14 protein-coding genes are annotated in these 19241 nt (G+C 60.8%); 5 read left to right on the plus strand and 9 right to left on the minus strand.

Annotated elements, in window-relative coordinates; translation table 11 throughout:
• Positions 1-148 precede the first annotated feature (148 nt).
• Positions 149-3118 (plus strand): bifunctional [glutamine synthetase] adenylyltransferase/[glutamine synthetase]-adenylyl-L-tyrosine phosphorylase, encoded by a 2970-nt coding sequence (locus tag ACI2KA_RS08860; protein ID WP_404501153.1) that lies wholly within the window; start codon positions 149-151, stop codon positions 3116-3118.
• Positions 3119-3343: 225 nt separating this feature from the next.
• Here the strand turns inward: ACI2KA_RS08860 and ACI2KA_RS08865 are convergent, their stop codons facing one another.
• The 3 genes from ACI2KA_RS08865 to ACI2KA_RS08875 all read right to left on the minus strand — a co-directional run bounded on the left by ACI2KA_RS08865 (position 3344) and on the right by ACI2KA_RS08875 (position 9346).
• Complete coding sequence (locus tag ACI2KA_RS08865; RefSeq protein ID WP_404501155.1) at positions 3344-5680, minus strand: PAS domain-containing sensor histidine kinase; 2337 nt, start codon at positions 5678-5680, stop codon at positions 3344-3346.
• A gap of 356 nt (positions 5681-6036) precedes the next feature.
• A complete protein-coding gene (gene pepN, locus ACI2KA_RS08870) occupies positions 6037-8685 on the minus strand; it encodes an aminopeptidase N (protein WP_404501157.1) in 2649 nt (882 codons plus the stop codon).
• Between the two features lie 313 nt (positions 8686-8998).
• Positions 8999-9346 carry an antibiotic biosynthesis monooxygenase family protein gene (locus ACI2KA_RS08875; protein ID WP_404501159.1) on the minus strand — a complete coding sequence of 116 codons (348 nt, stop codon included), beginning with the start codon at positions 9344-9346 and terminating at the stop codon, positions 8999-9001.
• Positions 9347-9754: 408 nt separating this feature from the next.
• Between ACI2KA_RS08875 and ACI2KA_RS08880 the strand changes: the two genes are divergently transcribed.
• Entirely contained in the window at positions 9755-10693 is a 939-nt protein-coding gene (locus ACI2KA_RS08880; RefSeq protein ID WP_404501161.1) for a DMT family transporter, read from the plus strand.
• A 295-nt stretch (positions 10694-10988) separates the two neighbouring features.
• On the opposite strand, the gene ACI2KA_RS08885 is transcribed toward ACI2KA_RS08880, so the two are convergent.
• From ACI2KA_RS08885 to ACI2KA_RS08895, 3 genes are all read right to left on the minus strand, one after another.
• Positions 10989-11180 (minus strand): hypothetical protein, encoded by a 192-nt coding sequence (locus ACI2KA_RS08885; RefSeq protein WP_003509784.1) that lies wholly within the window; start codon positions 11178-11180, stop codon positions 10989-10991.
• A 151-nt stretch (positions 11181-11331) separates the two neighbouring features.
• Entirely contained in the window at positions 11332-12240 is a 909-nt protein-coding gene (locus tag ACI2KA_RS08890) for a uracil-DNA glycosylase family protein (RefSeq protein WP_404501163.1), read from the minus strand.
• A 43-nt stretch (positions 12241-12283) separates the two neighbouring features.
• Entirely contained in the window at positions 12284-13582 is a 1299-nt protein-coding gene (locus ACI2KA_RS08895) for an Hsp70 family protein (RefSeq protein ID WP_404501165.1), read from the minus strand.
• A gap of 414 nt (positions 13583-13996) precedes the next feature.
• Between ACI2KA_RS08895 and ACI2KA_RS08900 the strand changes: the two genes are divergently transcribed.
• Positions 13997-14974, plus strand: a complete 978-nt coding sequence (locus ACI2KA_RS08900; protein ID WP_404501167.1) for a GGDEF domain-containing protein — start codon at positions 13997-13999, stop codon at positions 14972-14974.
• Positions 14975-14987: 13 nt separating this feature from the next.
• On the opposite strand, the gene ACI2KA_RS08905 is transcribed toward ACI2KA_RS08900, so the two are convergent.
• A complete protein-coding gene (locus ACI2KA_RS08905) occupies positions 14988-15776 on the minus strand; it encodes an SDR family oxidoreductase (RefSeq protein ID WP_404501168.1) in 789 nt (262 codons plus the stop codon).
• 81 nt (positions 15777-15857) lie between these two features.
• On the opposite strand from ACI2KA_RS08905, the gene ACI2KA_RS08910 reads away from it, so the two are divergent.
• Positions 15858-16778, plus strand: coding sequence for a cation diffusion facilitator family transporter (locus tag ACI2KA_RS08910; RefSeq protein WP_404501170.1), 921 nt, complete (start codon positions 15858-15860; stop codon positions 16776-16778).
• Between the two features lie 60 nt (positions 16779-16838).
• Here ACI2KA_RS08910 and ACI2KA_RS08915 read toward each other — a convergent pair whose 3' ends face one another.
• Both ACI2KA_RS08915 and ACI2KA_RS08920 read right to left on the minus strand, forming a co-directional pair.
• Positions 16839-18014, minus strand: a complete 1176-nt coding sequence (locus ACI2KA_RS08915) for a hypothetical protein (RefSeq protein WP_404501172.1) — start codon at positions 18012-18014, stop codon at positions 16839-16841.
• Entirely contained in the window at positions 17992-18357 is a 366-nt protein-coding gene (locus ACI2KA_RS08920; protein ID WP_404501174.1) for a hypothetical protein, read from the minus strand. Before ACI2KA_RS08920 ends, ACI2KA_RS08915 begins: the two co-directional genes overlap by 23 nt.
• Before the next feature lie 462 nt (positions 18358-18819).
• Here ACI2KA_RS08920 and ACI2KA_RS08925 point away from each other — a divergent pair.
• A partial coding sequence (locus tag ACI2KA_RS08925) for an NAD(P)/FAD-dependent oxidoreductase (protein WP_404501176.1) occupies positions 18820-19241 on the plus strand: 422 nt, incomplete at its 3' end.

A 19241-nucleotide genomic window follows, 5' to 3' on the forward strand; every position in this document is an offset into this window, starting at 1 on the left:
CAAAGCGCCCGGCATTTGTTACAACGCAAAGTCCATGCGCCCGCGGGTTTGACAGGGTGCGGCGACAGGGCGGTTGCGGGGAGCGGCCGTCCTGAAAATGCCGCCGGCGAAGGATGCGGGTGCGGCAGTGGCAAGAGGGAGAGAGACAGTGACGAAACCTGAAAGCGCCGCAGGTCGGCTGGGCGAGGTTCCGCCGGGCGTGATCCGCCCCTATACGCAGACGGAACTGAAATCCGTTCTTTCGACGCTCAAGGATATCGGCAGAAACGAACCGGCGGTGGCCGCGCTGTTTGCCGGCGAAAGCCCGTTGAAGGATTTTATCGCCAGCGCCTTCACGCTGTCGCCCTATCTGCGCGACATGGCGGCGGCGGATGAGGGGCTGCTGTCGCTGTCGATTTCAAAGCCGCTGCAGCCATTGCTGGCCGATCTCGTCCGTGAGGCGCGCGATTGCTGGAAGCCGGGCGAGGAAGGCGGCGTGCCCACCGAGAACGAGGTGATGGCACGGCTCAGGATCGCCAAGCGGCGGCTCTCCTTCGTTGCGGCGCTCGCCGATCTCGCCCGCATCTTCACCGCCCGCGATACGACGCGCTGGCTGAGTGACATGGCGGATGCGTCGCTCTCCGCCGCCATCGATCACCTGCTGCTTTCCGCCCATGAGAGCGGCAGGCTGAGGCTGAAGAATGTCGCAGCGCCGAGCGAAGGCTCCGGCCTGATCGTGCTCGGCATGGGCAAGCTTGGCGCGCGCGAACTCAACTATTCCTCCGACATCGATGCCGTGGTGTTCTTCGAACCTTCCGCCGGCATCATGGACGATCCTTATGATGCGACGGAGAATTTCGGCCGCATGATGCGCCGCCTCGTGCGCATCATGCAGGAGCGCACGGCCGATGGTTATGTCTTCCGCACCGATCTTCGGCTTCGGCCCGACCCCGGCTCGACGCCGCTCGCCATCCCCGTGGAGGCCGCTTTGCTCTATTATGAGGGCAGGGGCCAGAACTGGGAACGCGCCGCCTATATCAAGGCGCGGCCGGTCGCCGGCGACATCAAGGCGGGCGAAAACTTCCTGCGCGAGCTGACCCCCTTCATCTTCCGCAAATATCTCGATTATGCGGCGATTGCCGATATCCACTCCATCAAGCGGCAGATCCACGCGCATAAGGGCCATGGCGCAATCGCGGTGAAGGGCCACAATGTCAAGCTCGGGCGCGGCGGCATCCGCGAGATCGAGTTTTTCGCCCAGACGCAGCAGCTGATCGCCGGCGGCCGCATGCCGCCGCTTCGGGTGCGCGCAACCGAGGAGGCGCTGGCCGCACTGACGGAGGCGCAATGGATCGACGCCGACACGCGTGACAGTCTCACCGAAGCCTACTGGTTTCTGCGCGAGGTGGAACACCGCATCCAGATGGTGCGCGACGAGCAGACCCATGTGTTGCCCGATACCGAAGCCGAATTGAAGCGCATCGCCTTCATGCTCGGCTTTGAGGACACCAAGGCCTTTTCGGAAAAGCTGGAAGGCGTGCTGCGGCTGGTGGAGCGCCGTTATTCGGCGCTGTTCGAACAGGAGGTGAAACTGTCAGGCGAGGCCGGCAATCTGGTCTTCACCGGCCAGAAGGACGATCCGGATACGTTGAAAACGCTCTCCAGCCTCGGTTTCGGACGGCCGGAGGATATTTCCCGCGTCATCCGCACCTGGCACAATGGCCGATACCGGGCGACGCAATCGGTGGAAGCGCGCGAGCGGCTGACGGAGCTGACGCCGGACCTGCTGCGGGCCTTCGGCGAAAGCAAGCGGGCGGACGAGGCGCTGCTGCGCTTCGACAATTTCCTCTCCGGCCTGCCGGCGGGCATCCAGCTCTTCTCGCTGCTCGGCAACAACCCTGCGCTTCTGTCGCTGCTGGTGACGATCATGTCTTCGGCCCCGCGTCTGGCCGAAATCATCGCCGCCCGCCCGCATGTCTTCGACGGCATGCTGGATCCGGCGCTGATGACCGATGTGCCGACCCGCGATTATCTCGCCCACCGCATGGGCAATTTCCTCTCCAATGCCCGCCATTACGAGGATATTCTCGATCGGTTGCGCATCTTCGCCGCCGAACAGCGGTTCCTCATCGGCGTCAGGCTGCTGACCGGCGCGATCCGCGGCGAGATTGCCGCCCGCGCCTTCACCCATCTTGCCGATCTGGTGATCGAGGCGGCGCTGAATGCCGTCCTTTCGGAAATGGAGGCGGCGCATGGGCCTTATCCCGGCGGGCGCGTGGCCGTCATGGGCATGGGCAAGCTCGGCTCCTTCGAGCTGACCGCCGGTTCGGATGTCGATCTTATCCTGCTTTACGATTATGACGATGCCGCCCATGAATCGACCGGCGCCAAACCGCTGGATGTCGTGCGTTATTTCACCCGCGTCACCCAGCGGCTGATCGCGGCGCTATCGGCCCCGACGGCGGAAGGCGTGCTTTACGAGGTGGATATGCGGCTGCGCCCCTCCGGCAACAAGGGACCGGTGGCGACGCGCATCTCCGCCTTCGAGAAATACCAGCGCGAGGAAGCCTGGACCTGGGAGCACATGGCGCTGTCGCGCGCCCGCCTCGTCTGCGGCGACGCCTCGCTGATGGAAGACGCCCGCCGCATCATCGCCTCCATTCTGTCCCAGAAGCGCGATGCCGCGAAAGTCTCCGCCGATGTGCTGGAGATGCGCAGCCTGATCGAGCAGGAAAAACCGCCGGAAAACAACTGGGATTTCAAGCTCATCAATGGCGGCCTGATCGACCTCGAATTCATCGCCCAGTATCTGGCGCTGGTCGGGCCGGTGAAGGGCCTTGCCGTGCATGAGCCGGGGCGCAACACGGCCGAGGCGCTGCAGGCGCTGGCCGCGCCGGTGATGGAGCGCCAAGCCTTCGACGACTGCATGGCGGCGATGGGGCTCTACACTGAGATTTCGCAGATCGTGCGGCTGTGCATCGATGGCGCATTTAATCCGAAGGAAGCGCCGGCCGGTTTGACCGATCTTGTGTGCCGGGCAGGCGATTGCCCGGATATTCCCACACTGGAAGGGGAGGTGAAGCGGCTGGCGAAGGCGGTGCGGAAGGCGTTTGTGGCAGTGGTGAAGAATGGCGGGTGATGTTGGTGGGTGCGGCTTCACCCCCCTCTGCCCTGCCGGGCATCTCCCCCTCAAGGGGGGAGATCAGCTAGAGGCTAACGCTCGCTCATTTGCAACGTTGGAGATGGGCTGAAGGGTGCCGCATCTCGATCTCCCCCCTTGAGGGGGAGATGCCCGATAGGGCAGAGGGGGGTATCCCGCGCGCAACGTTGCTTATTTCGACGCAGCGCACAAGTTCCACACCCCTCAATGCACCGTCCCACACACTCCCGCCGCATGCGGAATGATGATCGTCACCACCGTACCCCGGCCCTCACACGAGCGGATCTTCATCGTGCCGCCATGCAGCTTGACCAGCGAGCGGGAAATGGCAAGCCCGAGGCCGGAGCCGCCCTGGCTCTTGGCATATTGGCTCTGCACCTGTTCGAAGGGCTGGCCGATCTTGTTGAGCGCCTGGGCGGGGATGCCGATGCCCGTATCCGCTATGGTGAGGATCATGGCGGCCTGATGTACATGGGTGCGCAGCGCGATGCGGCCGCCATCGCCGGTGAACTTCACGGCGTTGGACAGAAGGTTGAGCATGATCTGCTTCATGGCGCGGCGGTCGCCCTGCATGGTCAGCCCGGCGCAGACCTTCTGCTGTACGGTGATGTTCTTCTGTTCGGCCTGGATGGCGGTCAGCCGCAGGGTCTCTTCGATCAACGGCGCGAGATCGATGGTCTCGCGGTTGATGCGCATATGGCCCGCCTCGATCTTCGACATGTCGAGAATGTCGTTGATGACGTTGAGCAGATGTTTGCCGCTGTCGTGGATATCGCGGGCATATTCGGAATATTTCGGCGAGCCGACCGGCCCGAACATCTCGTTCTGCAGGATTTCGGAAAAGCCGAGAATGGCGTTGAGCGGCGTGCGCAGCTCATGGCTCATATTGGCAAGGAATTCCGATTTCGCCTTGTTGGCGGCCTGGGCGCGCTCTTTTTCGGCAAGGTAATTGGCATTGGCGTCGGAAAGCTCGGTCTTCTGCCGTTCCAGCTTGTGCTGCGAGGCGGAGAGATCGCCGATGGTGGCCATCAGCCGGCGTTCGGAATCGCGCAGACGCTCCTGATGGCGCTTCAAAAGCGTGATGTCGGTGCCGACGGAGACGAGGCCGCCATCGCGGGTGCGGCGGTCGTTGATCTGCAGCCAGCGATCGTCGGCAAGCTGGACTTCGGTGGTGCGCGACAGCCCGGACTGGTCGGCATCCGCCACCCGCCGCTCCACCACCGGCCGCGCCGCAGCCGCATGCACCGTGCTCTTCTCGGTGCCGGCCACCAGCACGCTGTCCGGCAGGCCGTAGGCCTTCTGGTAATGGGTGTTGCACATCACCAGACGGTCATTCTTGTCCCACAGCACGAAGGCTTCCGAGGTGGATTCGATGGCGTCGGCAAGGCGCTGGTCGGCCTCGGCGTAACGCTGGGCGAGGCGGTGCTGTTCGGTGACGTCCATGGCGATGCCGATGACGCGCGGCCCGTTATTGGTGCGGATGACCTGGGCGCGGGCGCGTAGCCAGACGTAATGACCCTTGGCGTGGCGCATGCGGAAGATCTGGTCGATCTGGCGCAGGTTGCCGCAGCCGACGGCGCGGGCGAGTTCATAAAGGTTGCCGTCTTCGGAATGCATCATCCGGGCCGCGTCGGAAAAGGAAAGCGGCGCGGCCTTCGGCGGCAGGCCGAGAATCTCGTAAAGCGAACCGGACCAGAACATGCGCCGGCTGGAAAGATCGAAATCCCACAGCCCGCAGCGGCCGCGCGACAGCGCCGTTTCCACCCGCAGGTTGGATTCGGCGAAGATGTCGTCGGCGTCGCGGGCGCGCTTCACCTGCATGTAATAGGCATAAAGGACGACGAGCAGGATCGAGGAGATGCCGGCGAACAGCGTCACGTTCATGGCGATTTCGCTGCGCCAGAAGGAGCGGATCGGCTGCAGCGAGCGCGCCGCGATGACCATGCCGCCATCGTCGCCGAAGGGGATCATCGTCGCATAATGCTGCTGGCCGTCTATATTGGTCTCGATGGTGCCGGGTGCGCCGGGAAAACGCTGCACGATGGCGATTTCGGGGAGCAGAGCGGGCAGGGACGTGCCGATGTACAGCGTCGCTTCCTTGCCGGCGCCGGCGAAAATCCGGCCGTTGCTGCCCGACAGCAGCACCATGGTGCCGTCGGCAAGGCTGCCTTCGGGCAGCGCCGCCACGAGGCTTGCTTCGGCGCGGGTGCGATCCTGCGCGGCGAAGACGGTGCCGTTGTTGAGCAGGGCCGCCTTGGCGGTCAGCGCTGTCAGCGCCGTGGAGTGGCGGGCGGCCTCTTCCATGCGGCTATATTCCGCGACGATGCCGAGCATGCGCGAGGCCGCGACGACGACGAGGAAGGCGAGGATGAGAATGGGGATCAGGCGTTTCAGCAGGGTCTCGACCTGCGGCATCGGGCGGTCGGCGCCATTCATCAGACCCATCAGGTCGCTGGAAAGCCTTTCGCCCCAGGCCGCAAGATCAGAAAATTTGGCATACGGCCGCTCATCGCCCGCAGTCGCCCGCCGCACGTTCGTCATTGTCCCGCCTTTTAGATGTCCCTCATGATTCGAAGCGCCGCCGCTCGAATATGATCAGTGAATCAAATGCGATTCGCTGTGTCCAGAGGCAAAAGTTAAAAGAAATTTAACCCCTTGAACCGACTCCGTATTTTTTCGGGACGGTACGGCATGCAGGGTCTTCTGGTATCGTCCGACCCACATTTCTTCATTGCTGTGCTTGTCACAGGACGCCAGCCGACGCGCGTCTGCGCGACGGGAGGATTGTTTTCAGCCCAAGGACCAGGGCAGGCTGTATTCCCGTGACAAGCACAGGAATGAGGGGGGAGCAGAGCACTGCGGCAGTCCGTTTTGAACTGCCGGAAAACTGAGTGAAATCAGCCCTTCAGGATGCGTCCCACGATGTCGCTCACATCCGTCGACAGGTCCTTTGCCCCGGCGATTGTCGAAAGTGCGGCTTTCGCGTGTTCGGCGCGGCTCTTCTCCAGCGAACGCCACGAGCGCATGGAGGTGAGAATGCGGGCGGCGAGCTGCGGATTGCGCTTGTCGATGGCAATGATCTGCTCGGCCAGGAAGCGATAGGCGGCCCCGTCTGCGCGGTGGAAGCCGGTGGGGTTGGCAAAAGCGAGCGTACCCACCAGCGAGCGCACCCGGTTCGGATTGGTGGCGATGAAATGTTTCGATTTCATCAGCGCCTTGATCCGCGCCAGTGCGCCTTCGCCGGGAATGGCGGCCTGCAGCGAGAACCACTTGTCGAGCACCAGTGCGTTGTCGGCAAAACGTTTTTCGAAGGCGGCGAGCGCCTCTTTCGTCTCGGCACTGTCGGGGAAACGCTGGGTCAGGACGCTGAGCGCATGGGCGAGATCGGTCATGTTGGTGGCGTCGGCAAAGGCTTTCGCCGCGCGTTGCGGCGTTTCCTCGGCAAAAGCGAGAAAGGTCAGCGCGCCGTTGCGCAGCGAACGGCGTCCGGCGCTGTCGGCGTCCGGGCTATAGGCCTCGCCGTTGCCGGCCACCTCCGCAAGCCGCCTGAAGGTCTCGATGCCGGCGGTGGCGATGGCCTTGATCGTGGCATTACGCGCCCTGTGAATGGCGTCCGGATCGTTATCGCCGCCGAATTCACGGGCAATATCCGTCTCGCTCGGCAGCGCCAGCGCCTGTGCCCGGAAAGCCGGTTCGAGCGCGTCATCGCCGACGATTTCGATAAGCGTGGCGATGAGATCCGCGTCGGTGCGTATCTCTTCGCCGTTCTGCACCGCCTTGGTGGCGGCAATCAGCACCGGCAGGGAGAGATCGGTCAGCGCCTGGAAACGGGCGAACATGTCGGTTTCATGCCGGGCGATCTGCACCAGATCGGCCGCGCCCTGTTCGAAATGCAGGTTGACCGGCGCGGAAAAGCTGCGGTTGATCGATAGCACCGGTCGCGACGAAATGCCGGAGAAGGAGAATGTCTGATTGCGCTCGGTGAGGTGCAATACGCCGTTGCGGTACTCTCCGCCCTCGACGGCCTGCGGCTCGGCGGTCTGGCCGTTGTCGAGGATCAGCGCCAGCGACAGGGGGATGTGACGCGGCTGTTTGACCGGTTGGCCGGGCGTGGGTGAAGTCGTCTGTTCCAGCGTCAGCTTGAAGGTGGCGGTGCCGGCATCATAGGCCGACGAGACGCAGACCAGCGGCGTGCCGGCTTCGGTGTACCACAGCGAAAACTGCGAAAGATCGCGGCCGCTGGCGTCACTGAAGCTCCTGACGAAATCCTCGACCGTCGCCGCTTCGCCGTCATGGCGTTCGAAATAGAGGTCCATGCCCTTCTTGAAGTCGTCCGCGCCAAGGATGGTGGCGATCATGCGGGTGACTTCGGCGCCTTTTTCATAAACGGTCGTCGTGTAGAAGTTGTTGATTTCGCGATAGGTATCGGGGCGCGGCGGATGCGCCAGCGGACCGGAATCCTCAGGGAACTGCTCCGATTTCAGGTGACGCACATCGGCGATGCGCTTGACCGGGCGCGAGCGCATGTCGGCGGAAAACTCCTGATCGCGATAGACCGTCAGGCCTTCCTTGAGGCACAGCTGGAACCAGTCGCGGCAGGTGATGCGGTTGCCGGTCCAGTTGTGGAAATATTCATGCGCGATGATACGCTCGATATTGGCGTAATCCGCATCGGAGGCGGTCTCCGGGTCGGCCAGCACGAATTTGTCGTTGAAGACGTTGAGCCCCTTGTTCTCCATCGCCCCCATGTTGAAATCCGAGACGGCGACGATCATGAAGATATCGAGGTCGTATTCGCGGCCGAAGCGCTCTTCGTCCCACTTCATCGAACGTTTCAGCGCATCCATGGCATAGGCCGCGCGCGGCTCCTTGCCATGCTCGACATAAATCTTCAGGGCCACTTCGCGGCCGGAGACGGTGGTGAACGTGTCTTCCACCACGCCCAGATCGCCTGCGACCAGCGCGAAGAGATAGCTCGGTTTCGGATGCGGATCGAACCAGGCCGCGAAGTGGCGGCCTTCATCGTAATTGCCGCCACCGAGGAAATTGCCGTTGGAAAGCAGCAGCGGATTGCCGTCCTTCGCCGCGATGATCGTCACCGTATAGGGCGCCAGAACGTCCGGCCGGTCCGGGAAATAGGTGATGCGGCGGAAGCCTTCCGCCTCGCATTGCGTGCAATAGACGCCATTGGTGCGGTAAAGCCCCATCAGCTGCGTATTGACCTGCGGATTGATGTAATTGGTGATGCAGATTTCGAAGGGCGTTTCCGCGGGAAGGTCGCGGATCGTCAGGCTGTCGGGCGTCGCCTCATATTGGCCTGCGGGAAGCTCCACCTGGTCGAGCAGCAGGCTGGAAAGCGTCAGCTCGTCGCCATCGAGAACCAGCGGCGCCTGACTGTCGGCGCCTTCGCGCCGGTGAAAGATCAGACGGGCTTCGACCTTGGTATTCCGGGGGTCGAGTTCGAAGGTGAGATCCACCCGCTCCAGAACGAAATCGGTGGGGCGGTAATCTGCCAGGTGAACGATCTGGCCCGTGTCTGTTCGCATGACTGTCCCTGAATAACTGTGCGTGGTCTTCCCGGCATCATGTCGCCATAAGGCCCGGATGTAAAATGGGTGAAGTATTCGTCACGTTCATGTGCGCGTCGGGAGGACGTTCTGTCCCGCCATGGAAGGCTTTTCCGGCCATGCAGACGATCCTCCCCGCCGCCGGACCCATGGACCATCGCAGCAAATGTTGAACGATTGCTGAAATTATATTTTATTTTCTTCAAATTTTAGCGCGTGTCGCCTTTGCTGCGGCGTTCACAGCCACGGCAGGCGTTGCCGGAACCGTTTTTCGCCGCATGCATTCCGCGGATCAGGCCTTTTGCACCGTGGCGAGATTATAGGCCCGTTCGACTTTGGCGATCCGGACTTCGAAATGTGAATACCACTCTTTACGACCCCGCATGCGGGCGTCTGCATGCTCCGCATGATCCCTCCACAGGCGGATATTTTCCTCAGTATCGAAATACGCGATCGTGATCCCAAACCCGTCCGGCCCGCGCAGGCTTTCCGCACCGAGATAGCCCGGCATTGTCACGATCAATTGCTCCATCCGTTCCGCGGTCTCGCCGTAGCCGCCATCGGCCTGCGTGCGTTGGGAGGAAAAAATGACGGCATAATAGGGCGGTGCGGGAAGCGTGGCGAACTTGGTGGATGACATGGCGCAGGTTCCGGTAAATTTCACATGGGAGATCGGCTAACGACAGCGACGGGGTTAATAAACCGCAAAATTCGTGATGGAAACGACGTTTGTCCCCGGCTTCTTGAACTGCCCATATTAAATCCTGTCATTCCCGAACCGTCGGGCGCATTGTCCCGGAGGGGCTCGCAGGTCTGGTGACCGCAGCCGCGTCGTGACGCTGTCTGGCCGCTGGAGCGGCGCCCGCAATCTCGCCTTCCAGCGGTAAAAGCCGTAAAATCAACCGAATTCATGGGTGAATAAGATTTTTTGATGTAAAGGGCAGGTGGAATGCTCTAGCCTTGCGCAAATCCAATTCCCCTGCGTCGTCCTCCCCCGCATGAAAATCTTCCGATGGCGTGTTTGCGCAGCCGATATGAGTAACTGCCAATGAACGCCGAACCGACGAATCCCTTTCGCGGGATCAGCATGAAGCTGGTTTCGGTCGGCTTTTTTCTGGTCATGCAGACCTGTATCAAGGCCGCTGGTCCCGATGTACCGGCCGGCCAGATCACCTTCTTCCGCTCCGCCTTCGCCATTATCCCGATTGTCGTCTATCTCGCCTGGCTGCATGCGCTGGCAAGCGCGCTGCACACCAACAATCTTCTTGGCCATTTCAAGCGCGGTTTTCTCGGCATTCTGTCCATGGCCTGCGGTTTTTACGGGTTGACCATGTTGCCGCTGCCGGAATTCATCGCCATCGGTTACGCCTCACCGCTTCTTGCCGTCGTCTTCGCCGCCTTCATCCTGCATGAGAAGGTGCGTATCTATCGCTGGAGCGCGGTGTTCGTCGGCATGATGGGCGTGCTGGTGATCTTGTGGCCGAAGATGACGCTGCTGCGGGAAGGCGGCTTCGCCGCCGGCGAGGGGCTGGGGGCGATTGCGGTTCTGTGCGGAGCGGCGCTCGGCGGGCTGGCGATGATCCAGGTGCGGCAGCTGGTGGAAACGGAAAAGACGCCGACCATCGTGCTTTATTTTTCGCTGACCGCGACCCTGCTGTCGCTGGTCAGCGTGCCCTTCGGCTGGAGCGCGCTGAGCATGACGCAGGCGCTGCTGTTGATCACCAGCGGCATCTGCGGCGGCGTTGCGCAGATTTTCCTGACGGAGAGTTACCGTCACGCCGAAGTCTCCGTCATCGCCCCCTTCGAATATAGCTCCATCGTCTTCGGGATCGCGGTCTCCTATATCCTGTTCGGCGATATTCCCACCATCACCATGCTGATCGGCACGGCAATCGTGATCCTCGCCGGCATCTTCATCATCTTCCGCGAGCACCGACTGGGTCTGGCGAGACGGGCGGCGCGCAAGGCTTCGACGCCGCAGGGGTGAGACCTGTCAGGCCCCACGCGGTATGCTTGCGCTTTATTCCCTGAAGTTCATGACAAAGGGCGGATATTTTCTCGGTCTCATCCCTGGGCTTGTCCCAAGGATCCAAACACGCCACCGAAATCGATCCGTTGCAGCTCCTTGGGACAAGCCCGAGAATGACGTCGGAGTATTTGCGCGGTCCATCGCTCTGCGGCCCGCTCTCGGAAACACCCACAAAAGCAAAAGGCGCCTTCCCGAAGAAAGACGCCAGCGCGCAATCATATCTGTAAACCAGCGATAACTGACCTGAGTGCTCTCAGCGCTCGCGGAAATCCGCAAAGACAGCCGAAGGACGCGTCACACGAACCTGCTGCATGGCAGCGCGTGCGGTCATCTGTTCGTTTGCGGCAGCGCCGAAACGATGGTAACCCTGACTGGAGCGTGGGCCGAGGCCCGCCAGACGGAGTGTTTCAAAGCCGGAATGCACCGGACGGAAGCGAGTGGTCATTGCCTTGGTTCCTTAAACCGAATTCCTCCCAAGACATGGCCGTATATCGCAGCGCAGCATGGATTCGGCAAGCGGGCCAAATGCGCCGCTGTTATGCGCATTGTGCATGGCTTTTTTCATAATTCGTTTACATTGAACAGCAATGAGGCAGTCAGCCTTGGGCAATCCTTGCCTGAAAAGCCAATAAATCCTGCCAGGCCAATGACTTGCTGGCTGGCGCATTCAAAAGCTCCTGCGGATGCAGGCTGGCCAGCGCCGGCAAAATCAGGTGTCCGGCTGCGACATCACGCCACTGCCCGCGCAGCGTATGGATCGTGCCGGTGCCGCCGAAGAAGAAACGTGCGGTGAAGTTGCCGAGAAGCAACAGGTGTTTCGGCTCCGCAAGGGCGATCTGGCGTTCGATGAAGGGGCGGCAGATATCCATTTCCGCCTGCGTCAGCGGGCGGTTGCCCGGCGGGCGCCACGGCACGACATTGCCGAGCATGATGCCGCTGCGTTCCAGGCCGATCGCCGCCAGCATGCGGTCGAGCAAGAGGCCGGTCCTGCCAGCGAAGGGCAGGCCTTCACGGTCGTCATCGGCATCCGGCATCGGGCCGATGACCATGACGGCGGATGCGGGATCGCCATTCGCGAAGATGGTATTGCGGGCGCTGTTTTTCAGGTTGCAGCCGCTGAACCCTTCAAGGGCGGTTTTCAGCTCGGTGAGCGACCTTGCGCTTTCGGCCGCAAAACGCGCCGCCGCCACGGCCTGTTCGTCCGGCATGGCGACGTTCTGCTGCACCGCCGGGGCGGGCGGCGCGCCACGCGCCGGCGTCGGGCGTTTCGTCTGCTGCGGCGAGGATGACGGTTGATGGGGGGGCTCGCCCGCCCGTTGCACCGGCTGCTGGCCGGCCGGGCGCGCGGTTGCGCCCGTCGCCTGGCCCGGCATCGGCCGGGCCGCTGCGAATTCGGCGAAACGGTCGACCGGCGTCTCGTCCAGCAGCCAGTCCACACCCGCATCCGCATGGAAATGCAGAAGGGCGGCGAGTTCGGCCGGTGAGAGGTCGTGAGCGGCAATCATGGGGGGAAATTACCCCATGTTCGCCGCCCGGGAAACCCGCAAATCACGCTGTCCAGCGCTCAATGTCGCCGCTCTCGCCGATCATGGCGAGACCATGGGCAATCGAGAGCAATTCGCCGCCGCTTTCGATCCGGTCGGCGTCGAAACGGCGGGTGAAGAGTTCCCGCACCGCCGGCACGAAGGAGGTGCCGCCGGTCAGGAACACCTTGTCGATGGCATCCGGCGAAACCTTCGTCTTTTCCAGGACCTCGTCCAGCGCGTCCTCGATCTTGCCGAGGTCTTCGGCGATCCAGCCGTTGAAATCGCTGCGCTTCACCGTCTTGCGTCCGGCCTTGCCGAGCGGCGCGAAATTGAATTCCGCCTCTTCCGCAGACGAAAGCGCCATCTTGGTGGCGGAAATCGCCTGGTAGAGCGGATAACCCTCGTCATGCTCGACGAGGTCGATGAAGAGCTCGAGCTTTTCCGGCTCCAGCGCCGAGCGCACCAGCGATTTCAGGTCGTTGAACTCCTTGGAGGTCTTGAAGATCGACAGCTGGTTCCAGCGGCCGAAATTCACGTAATAACCGGAGGGCACATCCAGCACCTTGTCGAAGCTTTTGAACTTGCTGCCCTTGCCGATTTCCGGCGAGACCAGATTGTCGATCATGCGGAAGTCGAAATGGTCGCCCGCCACGCCGACGCCGGAATGGCCGATGGGGGTGGCGGAAAGCTTGCCGGCATGGGTTTCGAAGCGGATCAGCGAATAGTCGGTGGTGCCGCCGCCGAAATCCGCCACCAGCACATTGGCGTCCTGTTTCAGGCTCTGGGCGAAATAATAGGCGGCCGCCACCGGCTCGTAGACATAATGAATCTCGGGAAAACCGGCCCGGCTCAGCGCCTCGTTATAACGGGCAAGCGCAAGCGCTTCGTCCGGATTGCTGCCGGCGAAACGCACCGGCCGGCCGGCGATGACGGTCGAGACGTCGCCCGGCCATTCCGCCCCGGCATAGGTCTTCAGCTTGCGCAGGAAAACATCCATCAGATCCTCAAAGCTCTGGCGCTTGGCGAAGATCAGCGTGCCCTGAAACAGCGGCGAGGCCGCAAATGTCTTGATCGACTGCAGGAAACGACAGTCGCCGGCATTGTCGATGAATTGGCGGATGGCGGCATGGCCCGCCTCCACATGCAGAGCAGCGGCGCCGAGGCCGGCATCCTTCATGAAGGAGAGCGCCGTGCGCATGCTGTCATCCGTGCCCGCGCTGCTGGTGAAGCGCATGGAACGGCTTCCGCCACCCGCGTCGGAAAGAGCCATGACCGTGTTGGTCGTGCCGAAATCGAGGCCGAGAGCCCGCTTTTGCGTCATCGCCATATCCTTGTCGCCGATAGAGATACCCGCCCGGCCCAAGAGGCGGCCCGGCGTGAAAATAAGGGAAGCTCTTGGCGTCCTGATGTCAGAGGAGGGCGGTTGATTGCACAGGCGGGGTGGAATGGCAAGCGTCGTTCATCGTTTTTCAGCCATGCGCCGGCCGGGCTTGACGGAAGGCGCGGCCATCGCCGCAGACTGTATGGTAAACGATTTGACGATGCCCGCGTGAAAGAACGCAGCATTTTTCTGCGATATTCTTAGAGTTTTGCTGTTAACAGCATGAGAACTCGCAGTAATGATTGTCGAAATGGCATGAGATACAACGGGTATTAAATATTTTTGTAATCATAAGATGTATTTCTAGGCGGGTTATAGTTGATGGCCTGTTGTTTCGTAGCCTTGAGAAATTCCATGTCCCGCAAGATTGTCCGACCTTCCCTGGAAGACGTGCCGCTCGACCGCTCCGGTGTCGTTTACGGCGATATGGCTGTCTTCACCCGCCAGCTGATGAACCTCATGGCAACGTCGCAGCAGGGTTATGCGCTTTTTGACGGCGGCGACGAGCTGCGTTTCGCCAATCCGGCGTTCCGCACGGCGCTTGGCATCGGCCCGGACGATTTTCCGAGCTGGGTGGAGATGATGCGCCATGGTTATCACAGCGCAACCGGCACTGCCATCGACACCTCCGACTTCGAATTGTGGCTGCGTTCCGCCAGAACCCGGCGCGGCAAGCTGCCTTTCCGCACGATCGAGACCAGTTTGAATGACGGGCGTTGGATGCTGACGACCGAAACGACCCTGCCGGGCGGCTGGATGCTGTGCGTCGTCACCGATGTTTCCGAACTCGGCATCGAATTGCGCGATCTTCGGCAGGAGCGCGACAGGGCGTTGAAATCGGCCCTGAGCGACGAGCTGACCGGGCTGGGCAACCGCCGCTACGCCATGGATAGCCTCAACCATATGCTCGGCCCCAACAAGGCGCAGGCGCTCGCCGCGATCATCATGGATATCGATCATTTCAAGGCGGTGAACGACCGTTTCGGCCATGCCTGCGGCGATCTGGTCCTCAGGGATTTTGCCGCCCGGCTTTCCGCCGCCGCGGGCCGGGACGATCTCGTTGGCCGGATCGGCGGCGAGGAATTCCTGCTTGTCCTCAGCGGTTCGCGAATGCTCAGCGCCGAGGCGATCATGCAGGGCTTGCTGTCCTCGCTGAAACAGGCATCGCCCCTCGGGGACATGCCGGATTTCCGTTACAGCTGTTCGGCCGGCATCGCCTTCGCAAAGCCCGGCGAGAGCGCCGGCGACGTTCTGCGCCGCGCCGACACGGCCCTTTATGAGGCCAAGAATACCGGCCGGAACCGCTTCGTGGTCTACGAAGCGGCCCGGTAACCGTCTTGCGGCCTCAGTTCGACTTCGCCGCGCCGCCGTCCACCCTCAGCATGGTGCCGGTGATGTAGCTTGCCGGCGCCGAGCACAGGAAAGCGCCGGCGGCGGCGAACTCCTCCACCGTGCCGAGGCGGCCGGCCGGAATATTCTTGACGGAAGCCTCGCGGATTTCCTCGACGCTTTTGCCCAGACGCTTGGCGTTGGCGCCGTCCAGCTCGTCGATGCGGTCGGTGTGGATGCGGCCGGGCAGCAGCAGGTTGGCGGTGATGCCGAAACCCGCCATTTCGCTCGACAGCGTCTTGCTCCAGCCCACCAGCGCGCCGCGCAGCGTGTTGGACAGCGCCAGATTGGCGATGGGTTCGAACACGCCGGAGGAGGCGACGGTCAAAATGCGGCCGAAACCCTGTTCCTTCATCTGCGGCAGAAGCGCGTTGGTGAGCGTGATGACGCGTAGCACCATCGACTGGAAGAAGGTGTCCAGCTTCTCGGCCGTCATGTCCTGGGCGAGACCCGGCGTCGGTCCGCCGGTGTTGTTGACGAGAATGTCGATGCCGCCGAGCTTGTCCTTGACGGCCTGAACCATGGCCCCGACGAAATTGTCGTCGGCAAGATCACCCCATACCCAGTCTGCCTTGCCCTTGCGGAGCGCGTTGATCGCCTTGCAATTCGCCTCCAGCTTTTCGCCGCTTCTGCCGACGAGGAGAACATGCACGCCTTCTTTGGCCAGTGCCGTGGCAATGCCCAGCCCAAGGCCGCGAGAGGAAGCGAGAACGAGGGCGCGTTTGCCGGAAATGCCGAAATCCATTGGGGTCTGTCCTGTCTTGTGAGCAATCTATGTGCTGTTTATAGGAAGGTGGCGTCCGGTTTTGAAGGTCAAATAAACGTCATGACAGAACAATCTCTGCTGAAATTCTCCATCGCCGTCACGGTCCTTCTCGCCCTGTTCGGCATTGGCGCGGGCCTGTTCTCCGGTTCCTTCGCGGTGGTTTTCGACGGTGTTTATGCCCTGACCGATGCTTTCATGACGGTGCTGGCGCTCGTCGTGGCGCGGCTGATCGCCGCCTCCGCCACGCCAAGGCCGGGCGGCCGGCTGGTGGAACGTTTCACCATGGGCTTCTGGCATCTGGAGCCGATGGTGCTTGGCCTCAACGGCACGCTTTTGATGGGTGCTGCGATCTATGCGCTCATCAATGCCGTCGACAGCCTGATGGATGGCGGCAGAGCGATCGAGTTCGATTATGCCATCATCGTCACCTTCGTCAGCTTCGCAGTCTCGTTCGCCATGGCATGGTTCGTCAAAAGACAGAACCGCCGGCTGAAATCCGCCTTCGTGGCGCTGGACGCCAAAAGCTGGCTGATGAGCGCGCTGTTGAGCATGGCCCTCTTCATCGCCTTCGTCATCGGTTACGGGCTGACGGGAACGGCGCATGCATGGCTTTCGCCCTATATCGACCCCGCCGTGCTGGCGCTCGTCTGCCTCGTCATCATCCCCATGCCGCTCGGCAATGTGAAACAGGCGCTCGCGGACATACTTCTGGTGACGCCGCTGGAATTCAAGCAGCATGTGGACAGGGTGGCCGCCGAGACGGTGGAGAAATTCGGCTTCGCCTCACACTATTCCTACGTCGCCCGTGTCGGCCGCGGCCGGCAGATCGAACTTTTCTTCATCGTGCCGAAGAACTGGCCGGCCCGACGGCTTGAGGAATGGGATGCGATCCGCGACGAAATCGGCGATGCACTGGGCGGCGAGGGGACGGATCGGTGGCTGACGATTGTGTTTACGACGGATGAGGAGTGGGCGGTTTGAGCGGGGTGATTTTAGTTAAGGCCGTTTCTAGCCCTTAGCGGCCATAAATGCGTCAGGAACCTAGTGCCTTGAGAGCCAGCGCAATAGCTTCTTGATACGAAATTGTATGGGGCTGTCTAAGGCGCATACGGGAATTGCGCTCGGTATCGCCAAGCCTTTAGCGTAATCGACCCTACTGAACCCCATCTTCGTTGGTGCGAATTTTTCCAACGTATCAGCCATATTGGCTATCTCAGAAACGAGTGGGCGAGAAAGTTTTGCCATCTCTCGCGCAAAGACGCTGCAGGTGACGCAGTTCGCACGCTGCGGCGCTGTCTGCATATTGAGGGCGGCGTATGTTTCGGGAAACTCCAACTCGCCTGTGGTCGAAAGATCCACCAGTGCAGCTTTTATCCCTCCCAGTAAATGCAGACGCACTGTAGTTGTTGCCGATTGCGCCCAATTTTCAGATTTAAAACACTCGACGAGATTTGTTCCACCCACCAGCGCGAGCCGTTCAAAGAAACTCGGATATCGTGAGCCTTCGACAGCAAGAGGAGATGATCGCGCCAACAGGAATACGGTCAGCGCGTATCCAAACCGTCTGGCGAGCCGAGTTACGTCATCGACGGTTGATGTTTCCCCGATCAAAGGAGCAAGGAGCGCCATGCGGGTATAAAAGATCGCATTGTAATCGGCGACGAGTTCGAGCGAACGGATTACTTGAGGAGTGAGGACAGAATTGTGCTTGAGCTTGTGATGCCCTCCTCTGGCATGCGAAAGCTCGTGTTCGATGAGGAAATTCATCAAAAGGCCGGCCGTTCTGATGATGTCCGCGAGTTCCTGCTGAGATGGCGCTGCAACTATCGCTCGATTATAGGTCGAACTGAGTTCGATTCCGTTTTTTAATGCTGCGAGACTCTCTGTAAACGAACTTGGATTGCTAGCGGCTGCCGCAAGACACTTCATCTGCGTTTGGACATCGATTGCGATGAAGAGTGTTGCGCCTCGTAGTATGATTCGAGCAGGAGATGTCGCGTCCTCAACAAACCCGCATATAGCTGAAGTAAACGGTAAGTCGTGGTTTCTGGTATGCACAGCGAAGTTGAGGTCGACGTAACGAAAGCCGATCCAAGCAAGTTGCGAATGAGCAGCCTCCCAAATTTCTGGAGACATCCATGTTTGAAATGGCCAATCTATGGGCTGCATGGTGGGAAAATGCAGCGCCTCGAAATCATGCTTTAACTTTTTGGTCATCGATTTCGCACCATCCCGCAACAACCCGTCGGGCTGCAATCGTTGCCGCGTAAGTGACAATCCCAACACCGAACTTGGCACCGAGCAGGGTAAATACCGCTTGGACGATGTCTTTTACGGCGGCACTCGATGCATCTTTTTCGCCGGCAACCCGACATACCAGCTTCTTGATTTCGCCAGCATGATCAGTCCACCAATCGAGCCCCGATCGCTTTCGGCTCTCAAATGGAATTTCTTCGAAGCCGAGATCGTCCGATGTATTGCTACCGAGATCAGCTAACAGTTGGTCTTCTGACGCATCGGATTCAAAGAGTTCTAATGCCTGCGCAACACCATTTTCCATCGAGATCCCTCCTCTTTGCATAGACAGTATATTGATTGAATATCGCGGACAAGTTGAAAAACTATACTTGAGTTCGATGATATTTCAATGACCGATTCTGGAGGAGAAGCGGAGATGTAGCCGCCGATGAAGTTAGCCGAAATGCTGTTTCAGTTGCGGGTATAAGCGGTGGAACTGTCGCAAAAGCGAACTACCCTTGACGCCCATGCGTCTTACCTTTATTTTTTTTCTTACGTGGACGTAAACGTAATAAAACAATCATCAGGTTGTCTGACAATCGACTGGCGTGCGACATGTTTTGCCGCTATAGAAGCTCGACAAAGGCGTCGTGCTTTGCGAAGACAGGTAAGGGCGAATGCCCTGTTGCGGATGGGCTTTTTGCCGCTCGCAGGCAATGCGGCGAAGATGCCGGAAAACGACGATAACAACAGCCGGACGGGACCGGCGCTCTGAGAGGACGACATGACGGAAGCGATGGAACTGCCCGAGCGCGAATCGATGGAATTCGACGTTGTGATTGTCGGTGCGGGTCCTGCGGGTCTTGCCGCGGCGATCCGTCTGAAGCAGGTGGAGCCGGAGCTTTCGGTTGTCGTTCTCGAAAAGGGTGCGGAGGTCGGTGCGCATATCCTGTCGGGCGCCGTGGTCGATCCGATCGGCATCGACCGGCTGCTGCCCGGCTGGCGCGAGGAGGAGGGGCATCCCTTCAAGACAGAGGTCAAGGACGACCAGTTCCTGTTCTTAGGTCCGGCCGGTTCGATCCGCCTGCCGAACGCCCTGATGCCGCCGCTGATGAACAATCACGGCAATTACATCGTCTCGCTTGGGCTGGTCTGTCGGTGGCTTTCGGAAAAGGCGGAAGCGCTCGGCGTCGAGATCTATCCGGG

The sequence above is a fragment of the Agrobacterium sp. NPDC089420 genome (assembly GCF_044900305.1).
Classification (GTDB): Bacteria; Pseudomonadota; Alphaproteobacteria; order Rhizobiales; family Rhizobiaceae; genus Agrobacterium.

Bases quoted from the DNA above. Each gene is read 5' to 3' on its own strand.
- ACI2KA_RS08900 (WP_404501167.1), top strand. From the start codon at position 13,997: ATGTCCCGCAAGATTGTCCGACCTTCCCTGGAAGACGTGCCGCTCGAC.
- ACI2KA_RS08920 (WP_404501174.1), bottom strand. From the start codon at position 18,357: ATGGAAAATGGTGTTGCGCAGGCATTAGAACTCTTTGAATCCGATGCG.
- ACI2KA_RS08915 (WP_404501172.1), bottom strand. From the start codon at position 18,014: ATGACCAAAAAGTTAAAGCATGATTTCGAGGCGCTGCATTTTCCCACC.
- ACI2KA_RS08890 (WP_404501163.1), bottom strand. From the start codon at position 12,240: ATGATTGCCGCTCACGACCTCTCACCGGCCGAACTCGCCGCCCTTCTG.
- ACI2KA_RS08885 (WP_003509784.1), bottom strand. From the start codon at position 11,180: ATGACCACTCGCTTCCGTCCGGTGCATTCCGGCTTTGAAACACTCCGT.
- ACI2KA_RS08865 (WP_404501155.1), bottom strand. From the start codon at position 5,680: ATGACGAACGTGCGGCGGGCGACTGCGGGCGATGAGCGGCCGTATGCC.
- ACI2KA_RS08895 (WP_404501165.1), bottom strand. From the start codon at position 13,582: ATGACGCAAAAGCGGGCTCTCGGCCTCGATTTCGGCACGACCAACACG.
- ACI2KA_RS08875 (WP_404501159.1), bottom strand. From the start codon at position 9,346: ATGTCATCCACCAAGTTCGCCACGCTTCCCGCACCGCCCTATTATGCC.
- ACI2KA_RS08905 (WP_404501168.1), bottom strand. From the start codon at position 15,776: ATGGATTTCGGCATTTCCGGCAAACGCGCCCTCGTTCTCGCTTCCTCT.
- ACI2KA_RS08880 (WP_404501161.1), top strand. From the start codon at position 9,755: ATGAACGCCGAACCGACGAATCCCTTTCGCGGGATCAGCATGAAGCTG.
- ACI2KA_RS08910 (WP_404501170.1), top strand. From the start codon at position 15,858: ATGACAGAACAATCTCTGCTGAAATTCTCCATCGCCGTCACGGTCCTT.
- pepN (WP_404501157.1), bottom strand. From the start codon at position 8,685: ATGCGAACAGACACGGGCCAGATCGTTCACCTGGCAGATTACCGCCCC.